General features: G+C 33.7%; 18 protein-coding genes. 2 read left to right on the top strand and 16 right to left on the bottom strand.

What is annotated here, in order from left to right; all coding sequences use genetic code 11:
• Nucleotides 1-5 precede the first annotated feature (5 nt).
• On the bottom strand, nt 6-353 hold the full coding sequence (locus tag BD847_RS07465; RefSeq protein ID WP_115887666.1) for a hypothetical protein: 348 nt from the start codon (nt 351-353) through the stop codon (nt 6-8).
• Nucleotides 350-1,879: a bifunctional GNAT family N-acetyltransferase/carbon-nitrogen hydrolase family protein gene (locus tag BD847_RS07460; protein ID WP_115887665.1), complete on the bottom strand. Its 1,530-nt coding sequence runs from the start codon at nt 1,877-1,879 to the stop codon at nt 350-352. Before BD847_RS07460 ends, BD847_RS07465 begins: the two co-directional genes overlap by 4 nt.
• Before the next feature lie 175 nt (nt 1,880-2,054).
• On the opposite strand from BD847_RS07460, the gene BD847_RS07455 reads away from it, so the two are divergent.
• The gene (locus BD847_RS07455; protein ID WP_115887664.1) at nt 2,055-2,387 is read left to right on the top strand and encodes a single-stranded DNA-binding protein; all 333 of its coding nucleotides are present in this window, start codon (nt 2,055-2,057) and stop codon (nt 2,385-2,387) included.
• Nucleotides 2,388-2,478: 91 nt separating this feature from the next.
• On the opposite strand, the gene BD847_RS07450 is transcribed toward BD847_RS07455, so the two are convergent.
• From BD847_RS07450 to BD847_RS07395, 11 genes are all read right to left on the bottom strand, one after another.
• Entirely contained in the window at nt 2,479-3,171 is a 693-nt protein-coding gene (locus BD847_RS07450) for a DUF2461 domain-containing protein (protein ID WP_115887663.1), read from the bottom strand.
• A 361-nt stretch (nt 3,172-3,532) separates the two neighbouring features.
• On the bottom strand, nt 3,533-4,051 hold the full coding sequence (locus BD847_RS07440) for a ferritin (protein WP_115887661.1): 519 nt from the start codon (nt 4,049-4,051) through the stop codon (nt 3,533-3,535).
• Nucleotides 4,052-4,129: 78 nt separating this feature from the next.
• The gene (locus tag BD847_RS07435) at nt 4,130-5,608 is read right to left on the bottom strand and encodes a hypothetical protein (RefSeq protein WP_115887660.1); all 1,479 of its coding nucleotides are present in this window, start codon (nt 5,606-5,608) and stop codon (nt 4,130-4,132) included.
• 109 nt (nt 5,609-5,717) lie between these two features.
• Entirely contained in the window at nt 5,718-6,848 is a 1,131-nt protein-coding gene (locus BD847_RS07430) for an OmpA family protein (RefSeq protein WP_115888336.1), read from the bottom strand.
• A 106-nt stretch (nt 6,849-6,954) separates the two neighbouring features.
• Nucleotides 6,955-7,584 carry a chloramphenicol acetyltransferase gene (locus tag BD847_RS07425; RefSeq protein WP_115887659.1) on the bottom strand — a complete coding sequence of 210 codons (630 nt, stop codon included), beginning with the start codon at nt 7,582-7,584 and terminating at the stop codon, nt 6,955-6,957.
• Nucleotides 7,584-8,291 (bottom strand): HAD family hydrolase, encoded by a 708-nt coding sequence (locus BD847_RS07420; RefSeq protein WP_115887658.1) that lies wholly within the window; start codon nt 8,289-8,291, stop codon nt 7,584-7,586. The genes BD847_RS07425 and BD847_RS07420 overlap by 1 nt, the downstream gene beginning before the upstream one ends.
• A 152-nt stretch (nt 8,292-8,443) precedes the next feature.
• Complete coding sequence (locus BD847_RS07415; RefSeq protein WP_115887657.1) at nt 8,444-9,331, bottom strand: DMT family transporter; 888 nt, start codon at nt 9,329-9,331, stop codon at nt 8,444-8,446.
• Nucleotides 9,332-9,447: 116 nt separating this feature from the next.
• Nucleotides 9,448-9,747 (bottom strand): type II toxin-antitoxin system RelE/ParE family toxin, encoded by a 300-nt coding sequence (locus tag BD847_RS07410; RefSeq protein ID WP_115887656.1) that lies wholly within the window; start codon nt 9,745-9,747, stop codon nt 9,448-9,450.
• The gene (locus tag BD847_RS07405) at nt 9,729-9,965 is read right to left on the bottom strand and encodes a hypothetical protein (RefSeq protein ID WP_115887655.1); all 237 of its coding nucleotides are present in this window, start codon (nt 9,963-9,965) and stop codon (nt 9,729-9,731) included. Before BD847_RS07405 ends, BD847_RS07410 begins: the two co-directional genes overlap by 19 nt.
• Nucleotides 9,966-10,110: 145 nt before the next feature.
• Nucleotides 10,111-12,246 (bottom strand): methionine--tRNA ligase, encoded by a 2,136-nt coding sequence (gene metG, locus BD847_RS07400; RefSeq protein ID WP_115887654.1) that lies wholly within the window; start codon nt 12,244-12,246, stop codon nt 10,111-10,113.
• A 178-nt stretch (nt 12,247-12,424) separates the two neighbouring features.
• Entirely contained in the window at nt 12,425-13,312 is an 888-nt protein-coding gene (locus tag BD847_RS07395; RefSeq protein ID WP_115887653.1) for a 3-keto-disaccharide hydrolase, read from the bottom strand.
• A 250-nt stretch (nt 13,313-13,562) separates the two neighbouring features.
• Here BD847_RS07395 and BD847_RS07390 point away from each other — a divergent pair, with 250 nt between their 5' ends.
• A complete protein-coding gene (locus tag BD847_RS07390; protein WP_026727451.1) occupies nt 13,563-13,790 on the top strand; it encodes a CDGSH iron-sulfur domain-containing protein in 228 nt (75 codons plus the stop codon).
• Nucleotides 13,791-13,860: 70 nt separating this feature from the next.
• Here the strand turns inward: BD847_RS07390 and BD847_RS07385 are convergent, their stop codons facing one another.
• The 3 genes from BD847_RS07385 to BD847_RS07375 all read right to left on the bottom strand — a co-directional run bounded on the left by BD847_RS07385 (nt 13,861) and on the right by BD847_RS07375 (nt 16,035).
• Nucleotides 13,861-14,418, bottom strand: a complete 558-nt coding sequence (locus tag BD847_RS07385; RefSeq protein ID WP_147298499.1) for a hypothetical protein — start codon at nt 14,416-14,418, stop codon at nt 13,861-13,863.
• An 83-nt stretch (nt 14,419-14,501) separates the two neighbouring features.
• On the bottom strand, nt 14,502-15,404 hold the full coding sequence (locus BD847_RS07380; protein ID WP_115887651.1) for a PhzF family phenazine biosynthesis protein: 903 nt from the start codon (nt 15,402-15,404) through the stop codon (nt 14,502-14,504).
• 73 nt (nt 15,405-15,477) lie between these two features.
• Nucleotides 15,478-16,035 carry a YdeI/OmpD-associated family protein gene (locus tag BD847_RS07375; protein WP_115887650.1) on the bottom strand — a complete coding sequence of 186 codons (558 nt, stop codon included), beginning with the start codon at nt 16,033-16,035 and terminating at the stop codon, nt 15,478-15,480.
• Nucleotides 16,036-16,684 lie beyond the last annotated feature (649 nt).

The following is a 16,684-nucleotide window of genomic DNA, read 5'->3' as shown; positions in this document are numbered from 1 at the left end:
CTGTACTATATTTCTTTTTTTACAAGCATAAAATAATCATTGTCCAAAGATCGATATCCTTGGTCATACAGAAAATAGTAGGTATTCCCTGTTTTGGTGTGCAAGATATTAGTAAAGAAATCAAAATCAAAACCTTTATTAATCATTTTATCCCTTCTTGCTTTTGATTTTCCATCTGTATTTAACTCAGACAAAATACGGTAATTTTTTCGTAATTTATTGTTTACATTTCGCATGAAATTAGTAGTGTCCTTGTTTATTTTATTATTGTAGGCATTTCGACAGCTATCGGAGCAAAATTTCTTGTCTTCTCTACCTACAATTTTTTCGGAGCATTCGGGGCAGGTCTTCATGAATTTAGTTTTTTGATTTCATATAAATCTGTTCTTCTGTCTTTTAGAGTATGAACACTCCCGTGTTCGTGCAGCTCTTTTAATAAATTTAGGTCGACGTCGACAATCAAAGTCATTTCTGTATTTGGAGTAGCCTCGGCTTTGATTCCGTTACTTGGAAAAGCAAAATCGGAAGGGGTAAAAACGGATGCCTGCGCATACTGAATATCCATATTATTCACTTTTGGAAGATTACCAACACAACCTGCAATGGCTACATAACATTCGTTTTCAATGGCACGCGCCTGCGAACAATGTTTAACACGTGTGTATCCGTTTTGTGTATCGGTTAAAAAAGGTACAAATAAGATATTCATTCCTTCATCTGCCAATAGTCTTGAAAGTTCCGGGAATTCGACATCATAACAGATTAAAATTCCAATTTTTCCACAATCAGTATCGAAGGTTTTAAACTCTGATCCGCCTTTCATTCCCCAATGCACGACTTCGTTTGGTGTGATATGAATTTTAGTGTACATTTCTGAAGTTCCGTCTCTTTTGCATAAAAAACCAACATTGTATAGATTGCCATTTTCCATAAGAGGCATACTTCCGGTTATAATGTTGATATTGTATGAAATCGAGAATTCCTGAAAACGTTTCCTGATAGGTTCAGAATATCGAGCAAGTTCCCGAATGGCTTCTGCTTCTGATAAATGGTTATAATCGGCCATTAATGGCGCAATGAAAAGTTCCGGAAACAGCGCAAAATCGCTTCCATAACCCGAAACGACATCGATAAAAAATTCTGCCTGTTCAAAAAACTCTTCCAAATTGCTCAACTGGCGCATTTGCCATTGAATTAAACCAAGTCGGATTACACTTTTTTCAAGATTAATCAGTTTTGGACTTTCATCATAGTAAATATTATTCCATTCCAGTAAAACCGCAAATTCTTTCGATTCTTCGTCGCCTTCCAGATAGTTTTTTATAATTCGCAGCACATGAAAATCATTGCTCAACTGAAAAGAAAGTACAGGATCATACAATTCTTTGTGTTTTACTTTTTCGATATAGTTTTTCGGACTTAATTTTTTGGAGTGTTGTGCATAGTTTGGAATCCTTCCTGCAAAGACAATTGCTTTTAAATTTAACTGTTCGCAGAGTTCTTTTCGTGCATCATATAATCGTCGGCCTAAACGCAAACCACGATAATTTGGATGAATGAAAACATCTATTCCGTACAGAATTTCTCCATCAGGATTATGTGTGGAGAATGTATAATCACCAAGAATCTGGCTGTAATTGTGTTTTTTGTCAACGAGTTTTTCATCAACAATAAGCGACAATGCTGATCCTACAACTATTCCGTCTACTAAGATTACTAGTTGTCCTTCCGGAAAAATAGCCAATAGTTTTTCAATATCTTCAGATTGCCAATACGAATTCGCCATTTCAGGATAAGACTGAATCATCGAATTTTTTAGCTGTTTGTAATCTTCGATCTCTAAATTGCGAAGTTCAACTTTATTGATTTTTGTTTGCATATCGTAGGATTTATCTCAAATATACGAAATAAATTTCCATTTACAAACGCTTACAATTATTTACAACCGATATTAAATAGTTTGAAACCGAATATTTTACGAGTTCGGTTACATCTTTGCCCTGTTGAATTTGACAATCGAATTCTTTAAATGAACATTTTAAATTTTATAAGCCATGAATGCAATGAGAAACAGAGTACAATTAATAGGGAATGTTGGAAATGACCCTGAAATCAAAACACTTGAAACCGGTAAAAAACTTGCGCACCTAACCATCGCAACCAAAGATTATTATAAAAATGATAAAGGTGAAAAAGTAGAGCAAACCGAATGGCACCGCATTACGGCTTGGGGAAAAACAGCTGAAATTATAGAAAGGTTTGTTGTAAAAGGAAAAGAAATTGCAGTAGAAGGAAAGCTAACACACAGAAGTTATGATGACAAAAACGGAGAGAAAAAATATATAACCGAAGTTGTTGTAAACGAGGTTCTGTTGCTGAGCAAATAAATTTGATTAAACGCCACGAAATCGTAAACAAACAAACCCGACAGTCCCGAAGTCTCGAGATAAAACCTGTCGGGTTTAATTTTTGGTTAAGTTACAAAACAGAAGCTCCATTTATGTCTGTAGAAAGTACTTCACTCATATAATCGAAAAAAGGACGCATATTTTTGCAAGTTTCCAAAGCTTGTTCTAAAAAAAGCGGACTTAAAACTTCTTCGTCTGTAAAACGTTTGATTATTAAAAACTGTTTGAAACGCAGTAAATCAATAGCTTCATGATCAGCATCAAAACCTTTCGGTGAAGTTTTGAGTTGTTCACCCTGCAGAACTCCAAAAGTATTTTTGAAAGTTTTAGAATTTAATATTTTTCTAAAGGATTCGTGATCGTGTGCAAATTCACTTCTAATACGTTTTAAATCGGCTGCATTTGGTCCCCAGAAACCTCCGGCAAAAAAGCTGTTTCCTTTTTCCAGATGAAAATAATAGCCTCCTCTTCTGGCTGCGGTTGCACGTGTATAACTTCCTCCCCAAAAAATTTTAAAAGGAGTTTTGTCTTTAGAAAAGCGAATATCACGATAAATTCTATAGACACTTTTTTTGCCCGACTGATTTTCCAGAACATCCGTTTTAGAAAGTTCCCGAAGCAGCGCTCCGGCAAAAGTCTCAATATGATTTAATTCGATTAAATATTGTGGTTTATTGGCTTCAAACCATGGCTTGTTGTTGTTTTGTTTGAGCTGAAGCAAAAAATCTAATGCAGATTCTGGAATAATGATTTGGTTTTCCATGTTGTTTTTGTGTCTTTGATAATCAAAAGTAGATTGCAATTTAAAACTAAAAAACCCACCGAAAAAATTTGGTGGGTTTTGTTTATATCGTTAAGCAGTTTTTTTGAATAAATCAAACATGGGACAACGTGAACAACGTTTCTTTTCGCTTTTTTTGTATTTCTCACAGCAAGAAGATTTACAGTTTTCCAACTTCTTAATGTTCTCAAGGATAGCAGCTTTATTCTTCTTTTTCTTTTTATCCTTTTTTTTGTCCTTGTCTTTTTCTTTCTTGCCCACTTTGCCTCTGTATTATTAAAAACAGAGCAAATATATATCAAAAAAGTTATTTTTAAGCGTTCTAAATAAACTTTAACTTTTTTTATTTTGGATTAATTGCAATCGAGCTTGTAACCGTTAATTGCTGAATATCACGGTCGAACAAGTAGAGTCCGCCTTTATCTTCACCAATTAAATTGATTTTATCCAAAATAGATTTAGCAGTAGCTTCTTCTTCAATTTGTTCAGAAACGTACCATTGTAAGAAATTATGTGTTGCATAATCTTTTTCTTCAAAAGTTATGTGCACTAATTCGTTGATAGATTTAGAAACAAAAAGTTCGTGATTGTAAAGTTCTTCAAACATTTCTTTAAAAGTAGAATATGATATTCTAGGCGCTTTAAGATCTGTAATTTGAGCGTGACCTCCGCGTTCGTTTACATACTTAACCAATTTAAGCATGTGCGCGCGCTCTTCGTCTGACTGTGTGTACATAAATTGAGCGATTCCTTCTAATCCGTGTACTTCAGCCCAACAAGCCATAGAAAGATAAGTTTGCGAAGATTCTGCTTCTATGCGGATTTGCTTGTTTAAAGCTGATTCAATATTTGTTGTTAGCATAATAATGTCTTTTTTGTAAAATTAACGAAAATAATCCATTCCATTTTTCAGAAAGGGCGAAAACATTAGACTTTTGAATTAATTCTTATTAGGTTTTAGATCGCCAAAAGTGGCCGGATTCGATAATAATGCTTTATTCATAATTGGGTTTCCGAGGTCTTCGTTCATAAAACCATCTGTAAATTTACGCATTATATACTTTCGTGAAGCCAGGTCGTAATAGCCTAAAATATAAAAGTCCTTCAGTTTGATAATACTATCAAACGCTATGTTTCTGGTTTTGTATCTATAGTAAGAAATATTGTCGATCGCCAGAATTTCAGGTTGTTTATTATGAACAAATTCAAGATTAGAATCCATAATGGCATCAAAGAAAGCCATTTTAGTTACATACTCGGAATAAGAACCGTCATCAAAATCGGAGAAGAAATTATTTCGATAATCATAACTTGGAGCAGTAGATACGAGAAATTTTTCAAATCCGCCAAAAGTTATAAAAGTGTTTTCTCTGTTTTTTATAACCGAAATTCCTGCTTTTAATGATGATAATTGTTTCAGAAATTTTGCCGTAGTTTTTATTCTTTTCGGAGTTTGACCGTTTGTCTGAAGAAACAAAGGCGAATTCTTGAAAGTAATCGTGTCATTTTTTGAAATAGAAACGTTTTTGATGGTTCCGCCAGATTCAAAATCTTTAACATTGAATAGGAATTCTTCGTTATTCACACTAAACTGAAAAAGCTTCTTATCGATATAAAAAGAGTTGGAAGTTGCTAAAGGTTTTTGAGAAACTGGCTGATCAAATACTTTTCTTTTTACATCGAGAGATTCCAGATTGAGTTCAAAAGTTTCCGTTTTAGCGACATTATAATTCAAGGTCAATAGAATTCTATTATCCAGAAAATACATTTTATTTCTGCGAGAAGTGTTTTCTAAAGGATTAAACTCCGAAGATTCAATTTTTTCAAGTGGATAATATTGAAGGAGAGAAGTAAAAGTAAACTTTCGGCCGTTCTCATTTTGAAATGAAAAGTCTGAAAAGTCGAACATTTTTATCAGGCAGGATCCATCATTAAATTCAAAAAGCAGAAGGTGCTCTTCTCTTTTTTCATGCGCAAGTACATAGAAAGTATTATTTTTTTGAAAAGTGGCGATGATGTTTCCTGTATAGTCCGGAAACTTAAAATTTAATGAACGCGTCGTTTTAGTAGTAAAAAAGTACTTAACAATTCGGATGTCGCTACTGTTATCAGAAGTCCAGTACAATGTAGGATTCCCATCTTCACTAAAACTATGCCCGATCAAAACTTTGCTTTGCAGGTTGTTTATTGTGTCTGTGAATTGATCTGTAAAGAAGAAAAACTTACTGTATTTTAGAATTTGTGTCTTTTTATTGTCTGCAGCAAATACATAAATTTCATTTGTTTTTACATCTTCGGTGCTTAAAATCTGACCGTTTTCCTGCGGACGGTTTAGGTTTAAAGGAAAAGAATTTAATACAGTTTGGCTAAAAAGTACCGATTTTGAGAATAAAAGAAAAAAAAGTAGCAGTTTTTTCATTGGTGTATACGATCGAATGTCTTTTCAAATTTAATCAATTATTGCACCAAATTAAAAAGCCCTAATTGGAAATTTTCCATTTAGGGCTTTTCTTACTCAAATTATTGATTTATTTTACTTTAAAAGTAACTCTTCGAGCTAATCTTCTTGCTTCTTCAGAGTCTTTTTGAATGCTCGTATCTGCGCCTTCAGAAATAACATTTAGTCTTGAAGAAGAAATTCCTGCTTTTTCCAAAATAGATTTAACATTAGTAGCTCTAATATTTGCTAATTTATCGTTGTAAGCATCGCTGCCAACTTGGTCTGCATGACCAACAAGATCAATAGTTGCATTTGGGTTTTTTCTTAAATAAGATAATATAACATCAATAGCTGCGACTGAATTTTGATCAGGAGTTGATTTGTTAAAGTCAAAGTAAACACTGTAATATTTATCATTGATCATATCCTTAACAACATCTTTGTCGTTTACAACGGTATTTGTAACAGGTTTTTCTACAATAACTTGTTTCGACGGTATGTTTTTGATTTGATTTTCAAGCTCAGCGATTTTGTTATCGTATGCTGAAAGATCTACATTTTCAGAAATTACAGTCCAATCAGCGTGTTTAGTGTTTTTACCCAAATAGACATTTAATCCGACAGTACCATTAAAAATTAATCCTGAAAAACCTCTGTTGTTAGAAAGGTAAGCTCCATCAAAAGTACGGTTTTGCGATGCATTAAAGATTGTAGAGAAATCTCCGGTCAAGGCAACTCTGTTTGATAATTTTATCTGACCCGTAACACCAGCGATGAAGTTAACCATTTCATCAGCTCCTTTGAAATTATCATTTCTTAATTGAGCATAACCAAAACCAGCATGACCCAGTAAACCAAGCGTATTAGTCCATGTTTCAAAATTCATGATACGGCCAAAATTTGCAACAGCTTGTAAATCTACTCTGTAGTATTTTGAGTCAAAATCTAATGCGTTACTTTTATTAGTAAAGCTGTTGTAACCAAAATCAGCTTTCAAACCAAATTTGTTATTTAACATATAACGAACTCCAAAATCTCCAACCCACGGACTTGGAGTGCTGGTGAAATAATTGTCAGAAAAAGGTTTTTGAGGTTTGTTTACGCCACCACCAAATTCTATAGACCATTTATTAAAGTTATTTGCAGCCTTAGTTTCTGTTTGTGCATTAACATGCATTACGCTTAAAGCAAATGCCAAAGTAATTACAATTTTTTTCATTGTTATTTGAGATTTAAATTTTTCCCAAACCAACAATTTATTGTAAGAATTGTCTTCTATTAAACGTCAAATTTATAAAAGTATAAGACAATTTTAATTTAGGCGCTTAGCTGTTCATTGCTTCCTGAAAAGTATCTACAAACTGGCCAACATGCAGACCGTCCATTAAACCATGATGTACATGAACCGACATTGCTATCGTTCTTTTTCCTGTTTCGGATGTCATCATTTTACCAAAAGAAATTTTCGGACAACTATCCGGAAAAGTATAACTTCTTGCATGTGAAAGTGATGTGAAATTTAACCACGGAATAGCCGAAAAATGAATCACATTATCATCATCAAACGATCTTGTAAAAATTCCTGTTGTATTCTGGATGCGCTCGATTTCTGCCAAAGCAGTTTTTTCAAAAGTTTTAAAATCAGGATTGTATTCTATTAAGGAGAATCCAAAAGTGCCATCCTCACGACCAATTGTTGCAGATGCATCAACGCGATCGTTAATGTAAATTTGATCGTCGGCAATTCTGTACTTGAAATTCTCAATTGAATTAACAGCAACGAGTGTTTTATGTAAATAATAGATAAAGAAGGAAACTTTAAGTTCTTTGGCTTTTTGATATGCTTTGGTACAATCAATTTCAACAGTTGCACCAAAAAAAGGTTCTTCCATTTGCTTGAAATGCGCAAAATGCTCTTTTCTATTCCAGTTTTCTAAGTCTAAAAGTGTTTTCATTATAATAAATTCGGAACAACTTCTGCAATAGTTTCAAAGGAACTAAAATGCTCGTGTTCTATGGTATGACTAATTTTTTCATGTTCCCAGGTGGTATGAAACGGAATATGAACCGCATAACCACCAATGCCTAAAACCGGTAAAATATCTGATTTTAATGAATTTCCAATCATCAAAAATTCATGCGCCTGAATGTCTAAACGGCCCAATAGTTTTTGATAATCGATTTCCTGTTTGTCTGACATCACTTCAATATGATGGAAATAATGCCCTAAACCAGAACGGTGCAATTTGCTGTGTTGATCTTTTAAATCGCCTTTTGTAGCAACAACCAATTTGTATTTTCCGTGAAGCGCCTGTAAAGTTTCTTCAATTCCGTCCAGAAGTTCGATTGGTTTTTCAAGTAATTCTTTACCGTACTGAATGATTTTTTCAATTACTTCAATCGGAATGGTATTGTTCGAAATATTCATCGCAGCTTCAATCATCGAAAGAATATAACCTTTAATTCCGTAACCATAAAGGGAAAGATTGGCAATTTCGATTTTAAATAATTCCTGCGAAATACCCTGATGCGAAAGATAATCTTCCATCAAAGCACAAAATTTATGTTCGGTTTCCTGAAAATACGGTTCATTTACAAATAAAGTATCATCAGCATCAAAAGCAATTACTTTTAAGTTTGGTATTTTAGTTTTATGTAACATAAGGTTTTTTGTTTCAAGTTTTTACTTGTTTCAGGTTTCAGGTTTTCGCTACAAATTTCACGAATTAACGCTAATTTTTCCCTCAGATACTTTTCAATAAATTAAAAAATAAATCTGCTCGATCTGCCAAATCTGCTCGAAAATTTCTAATCTCAATCTTTAGAAAACAATCTTTTCAAAGAAATCGTTTTATCATAAAAAGTAATTCGGATTCCGAAAAGCAATATGATTCCGCCCAAAACCATTTGTAAAGTTATTTGTTCTTCTAAAAACAACCAAGCTAAAATTGATGTAATTACAGCCTGACTCAACAAACTCAATGAAACTCGGGTTGCGCGCATATGCTGTGTGGCATAACTAATCGAAAGCCAAGCACACAATTGGCAAATAACGGCTTGCAGAACAAGAACAAACCAGCCCGTATTTGAAAATCCTGTGAAAGGTTCGTTTAAGGAATAACATAGAATTCCTAAATAGATGCTTGACGCAAATAAACTAATCGTCATAAATGAAAGAACATCAACAACAGAAAGTACATTTTTGCTTACCAAAAGATAAATAGAATACAGAATTCCTGATAAAACGGCAAACAGAAATGCTTTATCAAAGTTTAAATCAATAAAAAATTCAAAACCAACCAAAGTGATCATTCCGAACAAAGCGACTAATGTTCCTATCCAGAAATTTGTTGCGGGTTTTGTTTTCATAAAGAAAAACGAACCAACGCCAACCCAAACTGGAGATAAATTGGTTAACAAAGAAGCTTGAGTTGCACTAGATTCCTGAATGGCAATATTCCAAACCGCAACATCCGAGGCGAATAAAACACCGCAAAGCGCTGCCAAAAGCGCAAATTTTAAACTTGGAAGTTTAAAGTTTTTGCTAAAAAGTACATATGGCAAAAGCAGAATTACAGCAAAAAACATTCGGTAGAAAGCCGAAATTAATCCTGGTGTTAAACGCAATTTTACCAATATCGGGAAAATCGAAATGCAGAGTATACCGCAGATTAAAGCTAATCTTGGTTTGGTGAGTTTCATTAAATGGTTTTATTTTATGTATTGCTTTCAAAGATAGCTCACGAAAGCCAATAGTTTGAAAGCAAAAGCGTGAATTGGTTAAAAATTAACCATCCACGCTTTTTGAAATTATTAGATTATTTTACTTTTCTATTTTTGAGATCTTGACGATTATCCCAAAATGACACAATTTCAATTTGATTTTCTTTCACTTCGTAAAATATTAAATAAACTTTCATAGAAATGACGCGAGTGATTTTGTTTGAAGTAAGTCTGCCAATTAATTCTGAACTTGAAAGTGTGTTTAATAAATCTTCAACCTCATCAAGTAATTTTAAGCTGTAAGCAGAATCTTCATTTCTAATGAAAAAATATTCAAGAACATTTTCAAGTTGAAGTTTGGCTAAATTAGACCAGACTATTTCTTTTTTAGCCATTCTCGCATTTCTGAAATTACCTCTTCATTTTTATGAAAATTTCCATTTTCAATCTCCGTGCGACTAGTTGCAATTGCTGTTTTTTGATTATTTGATAATTGATAAAGTTCTTGCTCAGATGAATCAAAAATAGTTTGAAGTGCATTTAGGAAATTTAAATCGTTAGAATCTTTGATTCTCGATATTAAATTCTTTTTTATTTGTGTAGTCAAGTCCATAGTATCTCTTTTGTACTCAAAATTAAAGATTTATTCTCAAATTATTTAATCGATTAAAGATTATTTAAGAGTATTATCTAAATAAAGAAAGTTATCTGCCACATATTTTAGGCAGATAACTTTCTTTTATAAATATGATAAATCTTTAGTTTACAGTCGATCCATTTGGAGCATCAGCATCTGGGTTTACGAATACCAATTTTCCTTCAGCGTTTGTTGTCATTAAAATCATTCCCTGACTTTCAACACCGCGTAAAGCTCTTGGCGCTAAATTAGCCAAAACAGAAACACGTTTCCCAATGATTTCTTCTGGAGAAAAACTCTCGGCAATTCCCGAAACAATTGTACGAACATCGATTCCTGTATCCACTTTAAGAACCAAAAGTTTGTTTGCTTTTGGCATTTTTTCAGCTTCTAAAATAGTTCCGATACGGATATCCATTTTCGCGAAATCCTCAAACTGAATTAAATCTTTTTGTGGTTCCGGTTGTTTGCTTTCAGCTAGATTAGCAGTTTTTGTTGCTTCCAATTTATCGATTTGTTTTTGTATTTCTTCGTCTTCAATTTTAGCGAAAAGCAATTCAGCCTCACCAATTTTATGTCCTGCCGGAATTAAATCTGAGTTTTCAGAAATGTCATTCCAACCTAATGTTTTATCAATAATGATGTCTTTAGCATCATGATCTTTTTCTTTCAAGAATTTGCTGAAACCTGCAAAATGTTCTTTAAGGTCAGCTAAATTCAATATTTTAGAAAGTTTTGCCGCTGTAAAAGGTAAAAATGGTTCAGCCAAAACGCTCAACGCTGCAGCAATTTGCAATGCCACATACATTTGTGTTTTTACACGCTCCGGATTGTCTTTCATTACTTTCCAAGGTTCTTCGTCAGCAAGATATTTATTTCCTAAACGGGCAACATTCATCAATTCGCCTAAAGCTTCACGGAATCTGTAACGCTCAACCGAACTTGAAATAACAGCCGGATACGCTTTTAATTCTGCTAAAGTATTTTCATCAACTTCAGAAAATTCATTTGGCGTTGGAATAATTCCGTCGTAATATTTGTTAGTTAAAACCACAACACGATTAATGAAGTTTCCGAAAATAGCAACTAATTCGTTATTATTTCTAGCCTGGAAATCTTTCCAGGTAAAATCATTATCTTTTGTTTCCGGTGCGTTTGATGTTAGTGCATAACGCAAAACATCCTGCTTATCCGGGAATTCTTCTAAATATTCATGCAACCAAACGGCCCAGTTTTTAGAAGTCGAAAGTTTGTTTCCTTCCAAATTCAAAAATTCATTTGCCGGAACGTTGTCTGGTAAAATGTAGCTTCCTTCTGCTTTAAGCATTGCAGGGAAAATGATACAGTGAAAAACGATATTATCTTTTCCGATAAAGTGAACCAATTTCGTTTCTTCATCTTTCCAATACGGTTCCCAATCTTTTCCTTCTCGCGCTGCCCATTCTTTTGTAGACGAAATATATCCTATAGGTGCATCAAACCAAACGTATAATTTTTTTCCTTCTGCACCTTCAACCGGAACATCAATTCCCCAATCAAGGTCACGCGTTACGGCACGAGGCTCAAGTCCGCCGTCGATCCAGGATTTTACTTGTCCGTAAACGTTAGGTTTCCAATCGTTTTTGTGACCTTCTAAAATCCATTTCGTTAAGAAATCAGAATATCTGTCTAAAGGTAAAAACCAGTGTTTTGTTTCTTTTAAAACAGGAGTTTCGCCCGTAATTGTCGATTTTGGATTAATCAAATCGGTCGCATTCAAAGTCGATCCGCATTTTTCGCACTGATCGCCGTAAGCTTCCGGATTGTCACATTTTGGACAAGTTCCCACAACAAAACGGTCAGCTAAAAACTGATTTGCTTTTGCATCGTACAATTGCTCGGTAACTTCTTCAATAAAATCGCCTTTATCATACAAAGTTCTAAAGAATTCCGAAGCCGTATCATGATGAATTTTTGCTGAAGTTCTCGAATAATTGTTGAAAGAAATTCCAAAATCAGAGAATGATTTTCTGATAATTCCGTCATATTTATCGATAACCTCTTGTGGCGTAATTCCTTCTTTTTTAGCTTTCATCGAAATTGCAACGCCATGTTCATCGCTTCCGCAAATAAATGCAACGTCTTTTCCTTGCAAACGCAAGTATCTCGAATAGATATCTGCAGGCACGTAAACCCCCGCCAAATGGCCAATGTGGATAGGTCCATTCGTGTAAGGTAATGCCGCAGTAATAGTATATCTTTTTGGATTCTGTGTCATAACTCAATTTTATTGAGTGCAAAAATAAGCAATAGAATTGAGATTTTGTTATAACGTAGAGATTCGCTAAAGTTTTCGTTGCGTTTTTAATCTCGCAAAGACGCAGTGGCGCAAAGTTTTTTTAATTTTAGCCACAGTTTAGACGGATTTAAGTGAAAGAATCCAGATCCGGATTCTTTTATTTGAAATAATTTTCAAATTCAGTTGGCATTTTACTTATTGGTTTTATTTTGATGTCTTTATAATAAACTTCGGCAGCTTCGCTTTGCAATTGTATTTTTCCATCGATTAAAGGCATAAATTTTTCGCCATCAAAATAACGGGAATTTTGCAAAACCATGACTACTTTTCCGTTGATGATATGAAGACTTTTTCCTTCGAAACAAACCAATTCTATTTCAGTCCAACCGTTATTGGGTGTTTCGGCTCTCATTTTTCGCATGCAAAATCCCGTGTTTTCAGTATGTGTTCCAAACGGAAGAAATTGCTGACTTTCATCGGCTACTGCATTCATTGTTCCTTCCGGAAGATAAGCTTTGATGTCAATTGCCGCATTAGCAATGTTCCAATAATCGCCAAAATGACCTTCCATGATTTGAAATTCCTGCGATAACATCCACGCGCGCCAGTAATCTACGCCCGCTTTTCCTTGCGAATGATAAAGCACTCCCGCATCCATAAGTTTATCGGTTCTTGGTTCCCATTTTTTAGTTCCGAATTTGACTTTAAGCTTCAAGCGATAGTTTTTAAAGGTTTCTTTGGTAAAAACACAACCATAATATTCTCCGGTAACTTTAAGAACATTTTCATTGTTTTCCTGAATTACAGTAAACATATCGTTTACATTTTTGTTGTAGCCAATAGGTTGTATTTCGTTCCCATCAGCATCTTTTGGGATTTTGCCGGAATATCCGTTCTGGTGTTTGTAACTAAGATACATATCCCATTTGCTGAGGTTTTTGTCAAGTAAATTGATCCAACCATCTTCAAAAGAGTTTGTATCGTTGGTTACTGAAGTCAAAGTAAACAGAAAGGCAAATGCTATCAGAATGGAATATTTTTTCATAAATGGTTTTGATAATTTGGATAAAAATGGATTTCTCAAATCTACAAAATAATGTTGCAATGCTATTGTGCAATAAATTCAAAATCAGATGCTATTTCTTCATTTTGTTTTGCTGTATAATATGATTTCATTGTATCAATTTGGCGAATTTACTTTTAAATAGAACCAGTTTAAACTAGCATTCACAGTAAAATCTTCGAAATATATTTTGCAATCTTTGCCCTTCGAAAAAAAACAAAAGAACAATTTTATGAGCAAGACTAAATTAATCATCAATAAAAACGGATCAATCAAAATCGAAGGTGATTTTGAAATCATGGACCCGGAAGGAACTGTTTACGGATTACAAGGAAGACAAGCGCTTGGACTTTGCCGTTGCGGACATTCTGCAAACAAACCATTTTGCGATGGTGCACACAGAAACAATTTTGAACACGATTCAAAGGCGTTTGATTTACCTCCGATGAAAACAAACTAAGATTTTTAGTTTTTAAAATAAAAAAAGCTGCATTTTACGAGATGCAGCTTTTTTATTTATGAGTAATTTATTAGATGATTCTTATTTTGAAATATTCATTGATAAAAGATAATGCAATTAAAAAAACAGAACAAAATAAAAAGCTTATTAGATTAAATTTCAAAGTGAAATGATGTTTTTTAGAACTTTTGTAAACCAAAAAGAAAAGAAAGCAGCAAACAATAAATGATATTGTAAGAAGTCCGATTCCTAATGAAAGCCCTAATCTTCCTTCGTCATTTGGCCCTAACAAATTGGCTAAACCTGCCCAGAATCGCATTGCAAACGGAAAAAGTAAAAAGGGAAATAGTTCTTTCTTAGGATATTTATTTAATAGAAAAAAAACAGCAATTGCTTGTAAGATGGTAAATATTGGACCTGCAGCAGTTATAAAATTTCTATTCCACTCATGCTTAAATTCTCCCGATATTGTATTTGCAGAATTTAAACTAGCGGTCATTTTATTTCCAAGAATTTCTCCCATACTCCAATGCGCTAACTCGTGAAATAGAGTGCTAAAAAAAACTGCAATCAGGATAATTAAAATATACTTTAAATCTATTTTATTCAAGGCATTAGTTATAGTCATTTCTTAAAGGATGGTTTTATTGGAGCGTTAATTTATTATTTAGTTGGGTAAATTAACAGATAAAAAAGTACAAAAACATCTTTTTAGATATAAAGTTCCCCTTTCATGGTTATAATCGAAGAACCGCCAACTAGAATATCTTCTTCACGATTCATAACTTCAATAAGTGAGGCTTGTTTTAATTTTACGCCCTGAAGAATTTTATATTCTTTGTCCGATTTGGTGAATTTCTTTTGCGTTAAAAAACCAATTAAAGGACCAGCTGCAGTTCCGGTCGCCGGATCTTCGTTTATTCCGATTATTGGATTGAAAAACCGCGTTTCAACGATATGTTCCTGATTTTCATCCGCAAGAGCGAAACAATAAAAACCTTCAAAATTATATTCTTTTGAGATTTCGATCAAAAGTTGGTTGTCCGGAATACAGCTATTAAGTAATTGACTGTTTTTTATAGGAACCATCGTGTGTGCGACTTCTGTTTTAACGATTGTCGGAACAAAAGCATTTACATCTAAATCTTCGATTTTTAAACCAAGTGCAACCGCAATTCTATAAGTTGGGATTTCCTGCTTAATTACTGCCGATTTTTGATGCATTTGAACAACAGGATAAAAAGTAGCGGGATCAAAACTTACCGTTACCGGAATTGCCGAATGTTTCATGATTACAAAAGGCTCACTTTCGTTTTGTTCGTCAAATATGGGAATTCCTTTTAGCAGAGCGCCGCAGACTGCGCCTAATAGATTATGCCCTGCGCCGTCAATTTCGATTCCGGTTGGGGTAAACGAACGAACTATTAACGCTTTTTCTCTTGTGGAATAATAAACAAATGAAGTTTCTGAATAACCGAATTCTTTTGAAATATCCTGATAGGTTTCTAATGGTAGATTACCATCTGTAAAAACCACAGAAAGTGGATTTCCTTTGTAGCTTTCGTTTGAAAACACATCTAAAACGTAATATTCTAATGCTTTTCTTCCTTCCATTCTTTTTTCTTTATTAGCTAAATTTTTTAGATGGAATAAAGTTACAGTTTATAAAATATCAAAACAATAGTTGCTACAACATTCGTTTTTGCTCCGCGCTTATTGTAATTGTTTTTTCTAACCTCGAAAGTCTGGTTTTTTCCTGTTTGGCGGTCATAATCCAGTGAATCATAACTTTTTTATAGGACGGAGCCTGGTTTGTGAAAAATTCCCAAGCGGGTTTATTGGTTTTGAATTGTTTTTCGAATTCGGGTGTTAGAACTGAAGCTTCTTTTTCGTGCGAATAAATTCCGGATTTTGATTCAGATCGAAGTTCAAAAGCTTTAATTCCGGCTTCTTTCATCAATCCCGCTTTTGTGAGTTCTTCAATTTTTTTGATGTTGATGGCGCTCCAGATGCTTGATTTCTTTCTCGGTGTAAACCGAATGGTATAACTTTCTTTGTCAATTGATTTTCGGACGCCATCGATCCATCCAAAACAAAGCGCCTGATCGACAGATTCTGACCAGGACATTGATGGTTTCTTGTTGCTCACTTTGTAAAAACCTACTAAAAGTTCGGTTTCTTTTTGGTGATGCTTTTCTAACCATTCTCTGAATTTTTCTTGGGTTGAGAAGAAGGTTGGGGTCATTTTTGGGTATTTGCCAATTCGAATTGTTCTTAAACTTTATAAAAGTAAAAAAATAAACGAGATGTTTAGGTTCTGCGATGAAGTGTTTAGGTTCTATCATATAGTTTTTACCTCTTAAGTCTAAACGATTAGGTAACGAGCCTAAAATTTTACGTAAGACGACGTAAAATTTTAGATTCTTAAGCTAAAATTTTAGGTTAGTTACCTAAAGTTTTACCCAAACGAGCGTAAAATTTTAGGCTAACTAGTCAAAAACTATACGACAGGACCTAAACGGTAATTATGAAAGCTCAACTATCTGTTATATTCATTTTTATTTTTAAGAATAAAGAAGATTACAAAAGGAATAATAAAATTGACAAAAAAGAAGCAATCAAGGTAAGAACTTGAAATAATGATTTCTAAAATTCTTGTTATTACAAGCAAAATAGAGAAGAAAATATTAAACCAGAAGGAGAGGACGAGAAGAAAAACTTTAATTTGATCTGAGTTTTTAATTCTTATAAATGAAAACAAGATTGTTAAAAGACCTAAACCTGAACTTATCCAACAACTGCATTCAAAAAAGATAAGTGTTTTGAATCCGTAAAATAAACCGGGAGCTTCATAAAAATAAATAAAAAATGTAATTACTGCCCAAATATTGGTA

Source organism: Flavobacterium cutihirudinis, assembly GCF_003385895.1.
Lineage (GTDB): Bacteria > Bacteroidota > Bacteroidia > Flavobacteriales > Flavobacteriaceae > Flavobacterium > Flavobacterium cutihirudinis.
The sequence above is the reverse complement of the archived record's forward strand: the minus strand, read 5'-3'. Positions and strand labels throughout refer to the sequence as shown.